Genomic DNA, 12,556 nt, shown 5'->3' on the forward strand with positions numbered 1-12,556 from the left:
GCGCGGCTCGCGTTGAAAATTGCGCACGAGTAGTACCCGCACCGAGTTCGACCAAGAGGGAGTGCCATGACGACCGCTGAGCAGACCGGCGCGACGCAGGCCGAGGCCGCCGAGGAAACCCACGGCGTCACGTTGACCGACACCGCGGCAGCCAAGGCGAAGGCCCTGCTCGAGCAGGAGGGCCGCGACGACATGCACCTGCGCATCGCCGTCCAGCCCGGTGGCTGCGCGGGCCTGCGCTACCAGCTGTTCTTCGACGAGCGCACGCTCGACGGCGACCTGTTCCGCGACTTCGGCGGCCTGCAGGTGGCGGTCGACCGGATGAGCGCGCCGTACGTGACGGACGCGGTGATCGACTTCGTCGACACCATCGAGAAGCAGGGCTTCACCATCGACAACCCGAATGCCACCGGGTCCTGCGCCTGCGGCGACAGCTTCCACTGAGCCCCGGCTCGGCAGCACGCGGAACGTGAAGAGGGCCCCGGCCGGCGACGGCGGGGGCCCTCTTTCCTGTCTGCGGTCTGCTCGATCTGCGGGTCTGCTCAGACGTAGGCGTCCAGGTCCGCGACCTGAGCGTGGCAGGCGTCGTCGACGGTCCACGGCGCGGCCGTCGCCCGGGGGAGCGGCAGGTTTCCGGCGCCGAGCGTTTTGACGTGCAGCGCGGACGGGATGTGGGCGCAGTCGGCGATCAGCTCGCCGAGGGTTTCCGGTTCGGTGGTGACGTTCACGTCGCCGACGCTATTGACCGTGATCCGAGGGGGAAAGCGGTACCAGCCGGTAGTGTCGGCCGAGGCGCGGGAACTACCCGTACGGGGCATGACCAGCGGGTAACTTCGCGTGAGTTCCAGCACACGAGAGCCATGACCGAGCTTTGAGGAGAACCGGTGGCAGACAAGGCCAGGATCGCGGTGTCCGGCAGCATCGCAACCGACCACCTGATGCACTTCCCCGGCAGGTTCGCGGAACAGCTCGTCGCGGAGCAGCTGCACCGGGTGTCCCTGAGCTTCCTGGCCGACGACCTGGTGGTCCGGCGGGGCGGGATCGGCGCGAACATCGCGTTCGGGCTGGGCGTGCTGGGCGTGCGCCCGGTGCTGGTCGGCGCCGTCGGGGCGGACTGGGCCGACTACGCGTCCTGGCTGGAGCGGCACGGGGTCGACACCTCGGGGGTGCTGGTCTCCGAGGTCGCGCACACCGCGCGGTTCGTCTGCACCACCGACACCGACCTGTGCCAGATCGCCACGTTCTACGCGGGCGCCATGTCGGAGTCGCGCAACATCGAGCTCAAGCCCATCGCCGACCGCGCGGGTGAGCTGAGCCTCGTGCTGATCAGCCCGGACGACCCGGACGGCATGGTCCGCCATGCCGAGGAGTGCCGTCAGCGCGGCTACACCTTCGCCGTCGACCCGTCGCAGCAGCTGGCCCGCATGGACGGCGCGCAGGTGCGCGCGTTCGTCGAGGGCGCCAAGTACCTGTTCAGCAACGACTACGAGTGGGAGCTGCTGCTCCAGAAGTCGGGCTGGACCGAGGCCGACGTGCTCGACCGCGTCGGCATGCGCGTCACCACGCTCGGCGAGAAGGGCGTGGAGATCGTCGGCAAGGACGGCGTGAACCTGCAGATCGGCGCCGTCCCGGAGCGTGGCAAGGCCGACCCGACGGGCGTCGGCGACGGCTTCCGCGCCGGCTTCCTCGCCGCCCTCGACGGCGGGCTCGGCCTGGAGCGCGCCGCCCAGCTCGGCTCGCTGGTCGCGGTGCTGGTGCTGGAGACCGTCGGCACCCAGGAGTGGACCTTCGACCGGGCCGACGCACTGGCCCGGCTCGGCGAGGCCTTCGGCCCGGAGTCGGCGGACGAGATCGCCCCGGTCCTGCCCGCCTGACCCCCGGCCCGGAAACACGTCACCCGCGGCGGGTGACGTGTTTCCGGACGGTGTCAGAGCTTGACCGGGTAGACCGGCTCCGGGATCTCCGGCTTGATCCGGTGCTCCACGAAGATCCCGTGCCACAGCATGAACACCAGCAGGGCCCAGATCTGCCGGCTGCGGTCGAGCTGGCCGGCCTTGTGCTCCTCCAGCAGCCGCAGCACGGCGGCCTTGTCGAGCAGCTCGTCGGTCTTCGAGTCGTTGATGATGCCGCGAGCCCAGTCGTACATCTCGTTGCGCAGCCACAGCCGGATCGGCACCGGGAAGCCGAGCTTGCGGCGGTTGAGCACGTGCGGCGGGATGATCTTGGCCAGCGCCTGGCGCAGCGCGTACTTCGTGGTGCCGTGCGCGAGTTTCTGGTCCAGCGGAATCGAAGCGGCGACCTTGAACACCTCGGCGTCGAGGAACGGCACGCGCAGCTCCAGCGAGTTGGCCATGGTGACCTTGTCGGCCTTCACCAGGATGTCGCCGCGCAGCCAGGTGTAGAGGTCCACGTGCTGCATCCGCGCCACCGGGTCCCAGCCGCGCGAGACGTCGTACCAGGGCGCGGTGACGTCCTTGAAGCCCACGCCCTCGGTGTAGGTCCGCAGCACCGCGCGCAGCTGGTCGTCGCGGAAGTTGCGGGCGTTGCCGTAGTAGCGGTCCTCCAGCGGCAGCGCGCCGCGGCGCAGCAGGTCCTTGCCGCGGGTGCCCTCGGGGATCTTGGTGGACACCTTGCCGATGAGCTTGCGCACACTGCCGGGCACCTTCTCGAACGGCGCCAGCGAAATCGGCTCGTTGTAGATCGTGTAACCGCCGAACAGCTCGTCCGCGCCTTCGCCGGACAGCACGGCCTTCACGTGTTTACGCGCTTCGCGGGCGATGAACCACAGCGGCACCAGCGCCGGGTCGGCCACCGGGTCGTCGAGGTACCAGACGATGAGCGGCAGGGCCTCCATCATCTCGTCGGCCGAGACGGTGCGGACCACGTGCCGCACGCCGATCGCGGCGGCCGACTCCGCGGCCACGTCCACCTCGGAGTAGCCCTCGCGCTCGAACCCGGTGGTGAACGCGATCAGGTTCGGGTTGTGCTCCTTGGCCAGCGTCGCGGTGGCGGTGGAGTCGATGCCGCCGGACAGGAAGGCGCCGACCGTCACGTCCGGGTCGGAGATCATGTGCTTGCCCACCGAGTCGCGCATCACCTCGGCGATGCGCTGGTACAGCTCGTCGGCCTCGGCGGGACCGTTGACCGGCTTCGTCGCGAACTGCGGGTGGAAGTACCGGGTGAACTCGACCTCGCCGCCCGGGACCACGCGGAACGAGGTGCCGGACTCGACCCGGCGGATGCCGGTGTGCAGCGATTCGGGCTCCGGCACGTACTGCAGCACCAGGTAGTGCTGCAGCGCCGTGCGGTCCAGCTCCTGCGCCACGCCGAGGGTGTCCGACAGGTTCAGCAGGCTCTTCTTCTCGCTGGAGAACGCCACGGCGCCCGGGCCCGCGCTGTAGTACAGCGGCTTGATGCCGAACGGGTCGCGCGCGCCGAAGACGACCTTCTCCTGGGCGTCCCAGATCATGAAGGCGAACATCCCGCGCAGCTTTTTCACCGCGTCGGCGCCCAGGTAGTGGTACGCCGCGACGACCGCCTCGCCGTCGCCCTCGGTCTCGAACTTCGCGCCGAACTCCGCCGCCAGCTCGTCGCGCAGCTCGCGGTAGTTGTAGACCTCGCCGTTGAAGTTCAGCGTGTAGCGGCCGGGCGCCTCCGGCGGGCCCCAGTGCAGCGGCTGGTGGGAGTGCTCGACGTCGATGAAGGCGAGCCGGTTGAAGCCGTAGACGACCTCGGCGTCGGCCCAGGTGTCCTGCTCGTCGGGGCCGCGGTGGCGCTGGCAGCGCATTGCCGCGCCGACGGCTTCACGCGCGTTCGCCGCGCCGGTCTCGGTCGCGCAGATCAGTCCAAGCAGGCCGCACACGTGTACTCACACACCTCTGGGTCGGGCCGGTCCGGGGAAGGGCCCAGTATGCCGCGAGCGGCGGCCGCCCGGCCCCGCCGGGTTACCCGCGCGTCTTGTGGTTACCCCTTGGTCAGCGGCAGGCGCCAACTCGGCTAGGCTCCGCCTGTCACGAAGATCGGTCGAGGAGGCTCTGGGTGAAAGGGCGGCTCTGGTGAAAGGGCGCAGCGCAGTGGGAAAGCCAGAGCGCACCCCCGTGGGTAAGCGGGCCGGTCGCGTCGCCGCGCTGGCCGTGCTGGTCGCGCTGACCGCGACGGGCTGCTCCGGGGACGAGATCCTCCGCTTCGGCTGGCCGGTCGGGGTCACCCCGCAGGCCACCGAGATGCGGAACCTCTGGACCTGGACGGTCGTCGCCGCACTGGTCGTCGGCGTCATCGTGTGGGCCCTGATCTTCTGGACCGCCACGTTCCACCGCAAGAAGAAGAACGCCGCGGTCGAGGGTCCGGACGACCTCCCGCGCCAATTCCAGTACAACATCCCGCTGGAGATCTTCACGGTCGTCGTGCCGACGATCATGGTCTGCGTGCTGTTCTTCTTCACCGCGACGGCCGAGAACGACGTGCTGGCGAAGAAGCCGAACCCCGACGTCGTGGTCGACGTGGTGGCCTTCCAGTGGAACTGGGAGTTCAAGTACGACGACGCGAACGCCAAGCGCGCGGACGGCACCCAGGTGAGCACCGTCGGCTCGTCCGGCGAGATCCCGCTGCTGGTGCTCCCGACGAACAAGACGATCGAGTACCGGCTCCGGTCCACCGACGTCATCCACTCGTTCTGGGTCCCGGAGTTCCACTTCAAGCGCGACGTGTTCCCGGACCCGGAGAAGAACAACCAGGACAGCTCGTTCCAGAACTCCATCGACCGCGAGGGCTCCTTCGTCGGCCGGTGCGCGGAGCTGTGCGGCACCTACCACTCGGTGATGAACTTCGAGGTCCGCGCGCTGTCCCCGGACAAGTACGACCAGTACATCAAGCTGCGCACCGAGACGAACCCGAAGACGGGCAAGCCGAACACGGCTTCCGAGGCGCTGACGGCGATGAACTGCGGCGAGCTGTGCACCCCGCACGCGGTGACCACGCAGCCGTTCAACACCGACCGCACCGCGCGCACCGCGTCCAACTGACCGGTTCCGGCGAACCAGAGGAGTAGGGGAGAAAGTCCCATGAAGGTCGAAGCCCGGATTTTCTACCTGGTGGCGGGGTTCGCGGTCGTCATGGCCGCCATCTACTGGGTGATGACCGCCCTCTACGCGACCGGACAGAAGGCCGAGCCGGTCGGCATCGTCGCGCTCTTGCTGACCGGTGGCCTCGCGTTCCTCGCGGGCAGCTACCTGCAGTTCGTGTCCCGCCGGATCGAACCGCGCCCCGAGGACCGCGAGGACGCCGAGATCAGCGACGGCGCGGGCGAGCTGGGCTTCTTCAGCCCGGGCAGCTACTGGCCGATCGGCCTGGCCGCCTCGGCCGCGCTGTGCGGCCTGGCGCTCGCGTTCTTCCACATCTGGCTCCTCGTCCTGGCCCTGGTGGCCCTGCTCATCACCGTGGGCGGACTGGTGTTCGAGTACCACACGGGTCCGAACCACGAGTGACGACGGGCGGCCGCCCGGCCGCCCGGCCGCCGCGCTGGGGAGCCAGCGCGGCGGCGAGCACCGCCAGCATCCCCAGGCCTTCGGGCCAGCTCACCCGGTGGCCGAAGGCCGCCATGTCGACGATGACGGCGACCACCGGGTACAGATAGGACAGCAGCGCCACCGTGGTGGTGGGCAGCTTGCCGATGCTCGCGTACATCAGCACGTACATCACCGCCGTGTGCACGGTGCCCAGCAGCACCAGCCAGAGCAGGCCGGCCGCGCTGTGCGGCAACGGCGTGAACGCCAGCGCCGGCGCGAGCAGCACGGCGCCCACCGCGCACTGCACCGCCGCCAGCAGGTGCGGCCGGATGTGTTTCAGCTGCTTGGCCACGAACGACGCGCCGGCGTAGAGCACCGCCGCGCCCAGCGCGAGCGCGATCCCGGCCAGCCGCACGGGTTGGCCGTCGTCGCCGTCGGCCGACAGTGAGATCACGATCACCCCGGCGAAGGCGATCCCGCCGCGCGCGAGGTGCGACTTCGAGACCTTCTCGCCGAGGAACGCCGCCGCCAGGCCGACCAGGATCAGCGGCTGCGTGTGGTAGACGACCGTGCTGACGCCGATCGACGACAGCGCATACGAGGCGAACAGCAGCACCCAGTTGCCGACCAGCAGCACCCCGCCGAGCGCGGCGAGCAGCAGGTCGCGCCGGGTCGGGCGCCAGCTTTGCAGCCAGCCGCGGGCCAGGCACCAGAGCACGAGCAGGAGGCCGCCGACGACGCAGCGGGCGAAAGCGACGGCGGGGGCGGCGGCGCCGCTCTCCAGGACGACCGCGCCGATCGTGCCGGACAGCGCCATCGCGGCGGACCACTGCAGGAGCGGTCGGGATTCGGGATTCTTCATGCGCCCCAGCGTGTTCCCGGCCGCGGCCGGCGACCAGTGTCAGAGATGACAACGGCCGCAAAACTTGTGACATCCTGGTCGGCATGGACGTGCAGCGGGTCGCGGTGGTGCTGGCCGATCGGGTGTCGCCGTTCGAGCTGGGAGTTGCGTGTGAGGTGTTCGGCACCGACCGCAGCGCCGACGGCATCGAGGGCTGGGAGTTCGGCGTCTGCTCGCCGGACGGCGCGAAGGTGCCCAGCTGGTCCGGTTTCGGGCTCGACGGTCTGTCCGGTTTGGACTTCGCCGCCGCGGCGGACCTGCTGATCGTGCCGACCTGCGCGCCGCGGACCGCGCCGCCGCCGGAGCCGGTGCTCGAGGTGCTGCGTGACGCTCGCTCGCGCGGCGCCTGGGTGGCGGGCTTCTGCGCGGGCGTCTTCTCGCTCGGCTACGCGGGCCTGCTCGACGACCGCCGCTGCACCGTGCACTGGGTGTACGAACCGGAGTTCCGGCGCCGCTTCCCGGCCGCCGTCGTCGATCCGCAGGCCCTCTACGCCGAGGACGACGGGATCTTCACCAGCGCCGGCACGGTGGCCGCGGTGGACCTGTGCCTGCACCTGGTGCGCCGGCTGCGGGGCGTCACGGCGGCCACCACGCTGGCCCGGCGCATGGTCGCGGCGCCGCACCGCGCGGGCGGCCAGGCGCAGTTCGTCCAGGCGCCGGTCCCGGCCACCGCCGCGCCGGACGACGCCATGGTCGCCGAGGCACTGGAGTGGGTGGAGCGGCGGCTGGACCGGCCGTTCACCGTCGCCGAGCTGGCGCGGCGCAGCGGCTTGGGCGAGCGCACGTTCCTGCGCCGTTTTTCCGCCGCCACCGGCACCACCCCGCACCGCTGGCTGACCGAACGCCGCCTCGACCGCGCGCAGGCCCTGCTGGAGGAGGGCCGGCTTTCGGTGGAGGACATCGCGACCGCCTGCGGCTACGCCTCAGCCGCCGCGCTGCGGCACCAGTTCACCCGGCTGCGGGCAACCACGCCGAGCGCTTACCGGGCCGCCTTCCGGCCGTCCTGAGCGCCTTCAACGCTCGTGAGTGTTCCGGACGGTTCCAACCGGCAGGAACACTCACGAGAAGGCGATCCAGCGGTCCAGCAGCTTGGCCGCGGCGCCGGAGTCGATGGCCTGGGCGGCGCGGTCCAGGCCGGCCGCCAGGTCGTCCTCCAGCGAGCCGGAAAAGCCGGTGAACGCGGCCAGCGCGGCGGCGGCGTTCAGCACCACCGCGTCGCGCACCGGGCCCGCCTTGCCGGCGACCAGCTCGCGGACGACCTCGGCGTTCGAGGCCGCGTCTCCGCCGCGCAGGTCTTCGGCCGTGGCCCGCGGGACGCCGAGCACGGCGGGGTCGAACGCCTGCTCGGTCACCGCGCCGCCGGAGACCACCCACACCGAGGTGGTCGTGGTGGTGGTGATCTCGTCCAGGCCGTCGTCGCCGCGGACCACCAGCACCGACATCCCGCGCCGCGCGAAGACCTCGGCCAGCACCCGCGTCTTGTCCTGGTAGGCACAGCCGATCAGCGCGCTGCGCGGCTGGGCCGGGTTGGTCAGCGGGCCGAGCAGGTTGAACGTCGTCGGCACGCCGAGCTCGCGCCGCGGCGGGCCGGTGTGCCGGAAGGCCGGGTGGAACGCCGGCGCGAAGCAGAACCCGATGCCGATCTCGTCGAGCGAGCGGCGCACCGCCTCGGGCGGCAGGTCGATCTTGACGCCGAGGGATTCCAGCACGTCCGCGGCGCCCGACTTCGACGACGCGCTCCGGTTGCCGTGCTTGGCCACCGGTGCGCCCGCGGCGGCCGTGACGATCGTGGCCATGGTGGAGATGTTGACCGAGTTCGACCGGTCGCCGCCGGTGCCGACGATGTCGACCGAGGGCACGGCCAGCTCGATCCGGCGCGCGTGCGCCAGCATCGCGTCGGCCATGCCGGAGATCTCCTCCGGCGTTTCGCCCTTGGCGCGCAACGCGACGGCGAACCCGCCGATCTGCGCCGGAGTGGCCGCCCCGGACATGATTTGGTCCATCGCCCACCGGGTGACGTCCGCGGGCAGGTCCTCGCGCCCGATCAGCCGGGTCAGCAGGGCCGGCCAGGTGCGGGGGTCGGCGCTCATCGCGGGCTCAGCCGTTGACGACGGGCACACGCCCGGCGCGCAGCACACCGGCGACGGTCTCGGCCGCGGTCAGCGGGTCGAGCGGGTGCACCAGCACCGCGTCGGCCTGCGACCAGGTGGCCAGCCAGCGGTCGTCCTGGCGCCGCACGGCGACGACGATCGGCGGGCAGTCGGTGATCTCGTTCTTCAGCTGCCGGGTCAGCCCGATGCCGCCGGTGGGCTGCGCCTCGCCGTCGAGGATCGCGAGGTCGACGGTGCCCGCGTCCATTTCGCTCAGCACGTCGGCGATCCCGGCGGCCTCGACGTACTCCACGCGGCCCAGGTCGGCGGCCGGCCGGCGGCCGACGGCGTTCACGATCGCGTCGCGCACCTCGGCCTTGTGGCTGAACACCAGGATCCGCTTCGCCTGCTCGCCCATCAAGCACGCCTCCGTCTCGTCAGGGGTGGAACTGCCGCGATCGTATCTGCCGAGATGCTCGTCACGCTGGCGCGGTCGGCGACTCACCCGGTTGCCGGGCGTCCCAGCCGAGCGCGTCGCCGCCGAGGCGCTGCGCGAGCCCGGCCATCCGGGACCGTTCCTGGGCGCAGTGCAGGGCGTCGAGCACCTGCACCCGCACGGCGCGCGCGAGGACGCGTTCGCCGTCCGGTCCCTGTTCCCGCAGCTCCCAGCCGTCCTGCGCGAGGATTCCGGCCGCTTCGGCCACGCGGTCCGGCGGAAGGCTCAAGTGGTGCACCAGAACGGCGGGCGCGGCCGGTACCCAGGCGGGTGAACTCGCCAGCACCGCGGAGTCCGCGACGGCCGGGTCGAAGGACTCCGCGACGATCTCCAAACCGGGCGTGTCGGGCGTCAGACCGGGTCTTTCGCGCTTTCCGGCCAGGTCACGAAGCCGATCCAGTAAACCCATGAGTAGCTCTCACGTCCGCCGGGTAAGGGTGTGACGCGAAGCTCCCACGACCCGCCGTGGACCCGAACGGCGGGGTGCCCGCGCGGGAGGACATAATGCGATCCGTGACAACGGCAGCTCCCACCATCAGCCAGCGGGTCCACTCGCTGAACCGGCCGAACATGGTCAGCGTCGGCACCATCGTGTGGCTGTCCAGCGAACTGATGTTCTTCGCCGGACTCTTCGCCATGTTCTTCACCGTCAAGGCGCAGAACCCGGCCGGCGCGCCGTGGCCGCCGCCGTTGCACGGCGAGGAGTTCCACCTCAACGTCGCGTACGCGATCCCGTTCACCGTGGTGCTGGTGCTGTCTTCGCTGACGTGCCAGTTCGGCGTGTTCGCGGCCGAGCGCGGCGACGTCTACGGCCTCCGGCGCTGGTACATCATCACGCTGATCATGGGCGCGGTCTTCGTGTTCGGCCAGGCGAACGAGTACCACAACCTGGTCAACGAGGGCCTCACGATCCCGTCCGGCCCGTTCGGCACGGTCTTCTACCTGGCCACCGGATTCCACGGCCTGCACGTGATCGGCGGGCTGATCGCGTTCGTGTACCTGCTGATCCGCACCAAGCTCAGCAAGTTCACGCCGGCGCAGGCCACCTCGGCGATCGTGGTGTCGTACTACTGGCACTTCGTCGACATCGTTTGGGTGGGCCTCTTCGCGGTCATCTACATCCTTCCCTGATCCGCGCCCGCCACCACAGCCCCATCGGCCCGAACTGACAGCAAGGGTTGCCGAAAGATGACCACCAGCAATAAGTCCCCGGAGCGCCGGTTCCGCGCGCGCTCGAAGCTGCGCAGGCGTTTCGCCGGCCTGCTCGCACTCGGTGTCGCCCTGGTGGGAGCCGGCGCGCTGTACGCCGTGTTCGCGCCCGAGCCGCAGACCGCGCAGGCCCAGGGCGACCCGGCGCTGCTGCGCCAGGGGGAGCAGGTTTACAACAACACCTGCATCGAGTGCCACGGCGCGAACCTCGAGGGCGTCAAGGACCGCGGTCCGAGCCTGATCGGCATCGGCGACGCGGCCGTGTACTTCCAGACCTCGTCCGGCCGGATGCCCGCGGCTCGCCAGGAAGCGCAGGCCGAGCGCAAGCCGCCGAAGCTGACTCCGAGCGAGATCGACGCGATCGGCGCGTACGTGCAGGCGCACGGCGGCGGCGTCCAGCGGCCCGCGGAAACCGGTGCGGCGCTGCGCGGCAGCGACCCGGCCCGCGGCGGCGAGCTGTTCCGGCTCAACTGCGCGTCGTGCCACAACTTCACCGGCCGTGGCGGGGCGCTGTCGGCGGGCAAGTACGCGCCGAACCTGGACCCGGCCACCGAAGAGCAGATCTACGACGCGATGCTCACCGGGCCGCAGAACATGCCCAAATTCTCCGACCGGCAGCTCAACCCGGAGGAGAAGAAGGACATCGTGGCGTACGTGAAGTCGGTGTCCGACGGCAACAACGACCCCGGCGGCAACGGCCTCGGCGGGGTCGGCCCCGCCTCGGAGGGCCTGATCGCTTTCGTAGTCGGAATCGGCGCGCTCATCGGCGTGACACTGTGGATTGGATCGAAGGCATGAGTGCCGAAGGGCCCCAGCCGCCCTCGGAGGCGGAGCTGGCTGAAATGGACCGCGACCAGCTGCTGAAGCTGGGCGGTGAGCTCGACGGCGTCGAGATCGTCGACTACCCGGAACCCTGGCCGGTCAAGAACACCCGCGCCGAGCGGCGCGCGGAGCGGCTGGTCGCGTTCTGGTTCGTGCTGTCGGCGCTCGCCGGGCTGGCCTTCGTGGTCGTGCTCGCGTGGCCGAAGTGGTGGGAGTACAAGGCGCCGAGTGACCCGACCGGGCACGAGACGTACAGCCTGTACACCCCGGCGCTGGGCGTTACGCTCGGTGTGGCCGTGCTGGCGCTGGGCATCGGCGTGATCCTCTACACGAAGAAGTTCGTGCCGGCCGAGACCTCCGTGCAGCAGCGCGGCGACGGTCCGTCCAAGGAGGTCGACCGCGCGACGATCCTGGCCCAGCTGGCCGACGCCGGGAACCGCAGCACCATCGCGCGCCGGTCGCTGATCAAGCGCACCGCGATCGGCGGGGCCGGCGTGCTCGGCCTCGCGGCCGCGGCCCTGCCGGTGGCGTCCTTCATCAAGGACCCCTGGAAGGACACGAACAACAAGGACTCGCTCTGGCACACCGGCTGGCAGCCGCAGTTCGCCGGCGAGAAGGTCTACCTGCGGCGCAACACCGGCAGCCTGGACGAGGACGTCGAGAAGGGCGTCACCCGGGTGCGGGTCGAGGACCTAGACGCGGGTGCCATGGAGACGGTGTTCCCGTACCGCGACTCGGAGAAGGGCGACCGCGAGGCGCTGGCCGCCGCGCTGACCCGGGTGGACAACCCGGTCATGCTCATCCGGCTGCGCACCACCGACGCCGCGCGCGTGGTGAAGCGGAAGGGCCAGGAGGACTTCAACTTCGGCGACTACTACGCGTACACGAAGATCTGCAGCCACGTCGGCTGCCCGACCTCCCTGTACGAGCAGCGCACGAACCGCATCCTCTGCCCGTGCCACCAGTCGCAGTTCGACGCACTGCACTACGCCAAGCCCATCTTCGGCCCGGCGACCCGGCCGCTGGCCCAGCTGCCCATCACGGTTGACGAAGAGGGATACTTGGTCGCGCGGAGCGACTTCATCGAGGCCATTGGTCCGGCCTTTTGGGAGCGTAAGTCATGAGTTCACTCACCACGCCCACGAAGGGCACGAGCGCGCTCGAGAAGCAGCTGGCCACGGCCGCGGAGGGCGCCGACCAGCGCTACCACATGGCCAAGGGCCTGCGGCACCAGTTCAACAAGGTCTTCCCGACGCACTGGTCGTTCCTGCTGGGCGAGATCGCGCTCTACAGCTTCATCATCCTGCTGCTTTCGGGTGTGTACCTGACGCTGTTCTTCGATCCCTCCATGGAGGAGGTCGTCTATCACGGCAGCTTCCAGAACATGCAGGGCCTGGAGATGTCGAAGGCGTTCGCGAGCACGCTGGACATCTCGTTCGACGTGCGCGGTGGCCTGTTCGTGCGCCAGCTGCACCACTGGGCGGCGCTGATCTTCGTCGCCTCGATGATGGTCCACATGTGCCGGATCTTCTTC

14 protein-coding genes and 1 pseudogene are annotated in these 12,556 nt (G+C 70.3%); 9 read left to right on the forward strand and 6 right to left on the reverse strand.

Features of this window, described 5'->3' with window-relative positions; translation table 11 throughout:
- Nucleotides 1-66 precede the first annotated feature (66 nt).
- The gene (locus tag BMY97_RS43935; RefSeq protein ID WP_091629386.1) at nucleotides 67-444 is read left to right on the forward strand and encodes a HesB/IscA family protein; all 378 of its coding nucleotides are present in this window, start codon (nucleotides 67-69) and stop codon (nucleotides 442-444) included.
- 98 nt (nucleotides 445-542) lie between these two features.
- Here BMY97_RS43935 and BMY97_RS43940 read toward each other — a convergent pair whose 3' ends face one another.
- Nucleotides 543-728: a hypothetical protein gene (locus tag BMY97_RS43940; RefSeq protein ID WP_091629387.1), complete on the reverse strand. Its 186-nt coding sequence runs from the start codon at nucleotides 726-728 to the stop codon at nucleotides 543-545.
- A gap of 156 nt (nucleotides 729-884) precedes the next feature.
- On the opposite strand from BMY97_RS43940, the gene BMY97_RS43945 reads away from it, so the two are divergent.
- Nucleotides 885-1,874, forward strand: coding sequence for a carbohydrate kinase family protein (locus BMY97_RS43945; protein WP_091629389.1), 990 nt, complete (start codon nucleotides 885-887; stop codon nucleotides 1,872-1,874).
- Between the two features lie 53 nt (nucleotides 1,875-1,927).
- On the opposite strand, the gene asnB is transcribed toward BMY97_RS43945, so the two are convergent.
- The gene (gene asnB / locus BMY97_RS43950; RefSeq protein WP_091629391.1) at nucleotides 1,928-3,862 is read right to left on the reverse strand and encodes an asparagine synthase (glutamine-hydrolyzing); all 1,935 of its coding nucleotides are present in this window, start codon (nucleotides 3,860-3,862) and stop codon (nucleotides 1,928-1,930) included.
- A gap of 211 nt (nucleotides 3,863-4,073) precedes the next feature.
- Between asnB and ctaC the strand changes: the two genes are divergently transcribed.
- The gene (gene ctaC / locus BMY97_RS43955) at nucleotides 4,074-5,021 is read left to right on the forward strand and encodes an aa3-type cytochrome oxidase subunit II (protein WP_091629393.1); all 948 of its coding nucleotides are present in this window, start codon (nucleotides 4,074-4,076) and stop codon (nucleotides 5,019-5,021) included.
- Nucleotides 5,022-5,060: 39 nt separating this feature from the next.
- Nucleotides 5,061-5,483, forward strand: a complete 423-nt coding sequence (locus BMY97_RS43960) for a cytochrome c oxidase subunit 4 (protein WP_091629394.1) — start codon at nucleotides 5,061-5,063, stop codon at nucleotides 5,481-5,483.
- On the opposite strand, the gene BMY97_RS43965 is transcribed toward BMY97_RS43960, so the two are convergent.
- A complete protein-coding gene (locus tag BMY97_RS43965) occupies nucleotides 5,431-6,366 on the reverse strand; it encodes a DMT family transporter (protein WP_091629395.1) in 936 nt (311 codons plus the stop codon). The two genes, BMY97_RS43960 and BMY97_RS43965, sit on opposite strands and share 53 nt — an antisense overlap.
- A gap of 83 nt (nucleotides 6,367-6,449) precedes the next feature.
- Here BMY97_RS43965 and BMY97_RS43970 point away from each other — a divergent pair, with 83 nt between their 5' ends.
- On the forward strand, nucleotides 6,450-7,412 hold the full coding sequence (locus BMY97_RS43970) for a GlxA family transcriptional regulator (RefSeq protein WP_091629397.1): 963 nt from the start codon (nucleotides 6,450-6,452) through the stop codon (nucleotides 7,410-7,412).
- A 51-nt stretch (nucleotides 7,413-7,463) separates the two neighbouring features.
- Here BMY97_RS43970 and trpD read toward each other — a convergent pair whose 3' ends face one another.
- From trpD to BMY97_RS43985, 3 genes are all read right to left on the reverse strand, one after another.
- Complete coding sequence (gene trpD / locus BMY97_RS43975) at nucleotides 7,464-8,495, reverse strand: anthranilate phosphoribosyltransferase (protein WP_091629399.1); 1,032 nt, start codon at nucleotides 8,493-8,495, stop codon at nucleotides 7,464-7,466.
- Nucleotides 8,496-8,502: 7 nt separating this feature from the next.
- A complete protein-coding gene (locus BMY97_RS43980) occupies nucleotides 8,503-8,913 on the reverse strand; it encodes a hypothetical protein (protein ID WP_091629400.1) in 411 nt (136 codons plus the stop codon).
- Nucleotides 8,914-8,974: 61 nt separating this feature from the next.
- Entirely contained in the window at nucleotides 8,975-9,400 is a 426-nt protein-coding gene (locus tag BMY97_RS43985; RefSeq protein ID WP_091629402.1) for a hypothetical protein, read from the reverse strand.
- Nucleotides 9,401-9,495: 95 nt separating this feature from the next.
- On the opposite strand from BMY97_RS43985, the gene ctaE reads away from it, so the two are divergent.
- The 4 genes and pseudogenes from ctaE to BMY97_RS44005 all read left to right on the forward strand — a co-directional run.
- Entirely contained in the window at nucleotides 9,496-10,122 is a 627-nt protein-coding gene (ctaE, locus tag BMY97_RS43990; protein WP_091629404.1) for an aa3-type cytochrome oxidase subunit III, read from the forward strand.
- 57 nt (nucleotides 10,123-10,179) lie between these two features.
- Entirely contained in the window at nucleotides 10,180-10,998 is an 819-nt protein-coding gene (qcrC, locus tag BMY97_RS43995; RefSeq protein WP_091629406.1) for a cytochrome bc1 complex diheme cytochrome c subunit, read from the forward strand.
- The gene (qcrA, locus tag BMY97_RS44000) at nucleotides 10,995-12,146 is read left to right on the forward strand and encodes a cytochrome bc1 complex Rieske iron-sulfur subunit (RefSeq protein ID WP_091629408.1); all 1,152 of its coding nucleotides are present in this window, start codon (nucleotides 10,995-10,997) and stop codon (nucleotides 12,144-12,146) included. Before qcrC ends, qcrA begins: the two co-directional genes overlap by 4 nt.
- A pseudogene (locus BMY97_RS44005) lies at nucleotides 12,143-12,556 on the forward strand (cytochrome bc1 complex cytochrome b subunit); the annotation flags it as partial. The gene qcrA and the pseudogene BMY97_RS44005, both read left to right, overlap by 4 nt.

The sequence above is a fragment of the Amycolatopsis saalfeldensis genome (genome assembly GCF_900110575.1).
In the GTDB taxonomy this organism is placed as follows: Bacteria; Actinomycetota; Actinomycetes; order Mycobacteriales; family Pseudonocardiaceae; genus Amycolatopsis; species Amycolatopsis saalfeldensis.

Excerpts from the sequence above, each read along its gene's own strand:
- BMY97_RS43935 (WP_091629386.1), top strand. The coding sequence starts at position 67 with ATGACGACCGCTGAGCAGACCGGCGCGACGCAGGCCGAGGCCGCCGAG.
- BMY97_RS43960 (WP_091629394.1), top strand. The coding sequence starts at position 5,061 with ATGAAGGTCGAAGCCCGGATTTTCTACCTGGTGGCGGGGTTCGCGGTC.
- BMY97_RS43965 (WP_091629395.1), bottom strand. The coding sequence starts at position 6,366 with ATGAAGAATCCCGAATCCCGACCGCTCCTGCAGTGGTCCGCCGCGATG.
- BMY97_RS43970 (WP_091629397.1), top strand. The coding sequence starts at position 6,450 with ATGGACGTGCAGCGGGTCGCGGTGGTGCTGGCCGATCGGGTGTCGCCG.
- trpD (WP_091629399.1), bottom strand. The coding sequence starts at position 8,495 with ATGAGCGCCGACCCCCGCACCTGGCCGGCCCTGCTGACCCGGCTGATC.
- BMY97_RS43980 (WP_091629400.1), bottom strand. The coding sequence starts at position 8,913 with ATGGGCGAGCAGGCGAAGCGGATCCTGGTGTTCAGCCACAAGGCCGAG.
- BMY97_RS43985 (WP_091629402.1), bottom strand. The coding sequence starts at position 9,400 with ATGGGTTTACTGGATCGGCTTCGTGACCTGGCCGGAAAGCGCGAAAGA.
- ctaE (WP_091629404.1), top strand. The coding sequence starts at position 9,496 with ATGCGATCCGTGACAACGGCAGCTCCCACCATCAGCCAGCGGGTCCAC.
- qcrC (WP_091629406.1), top strand. The coding sequence starts at position 10,180 with ATGACCACCAGCAATAAGTCCCCGGAGCGCCGGTTCCGCGCGCGCTCG.
- qcrA (WP_091629408.1), top strand. The coding sequence starts at position 10,995 with ATGAGTGCCGAAGGGCCCCAGCCGCCCTCGGAGGCGGAGCTGGCTGAA.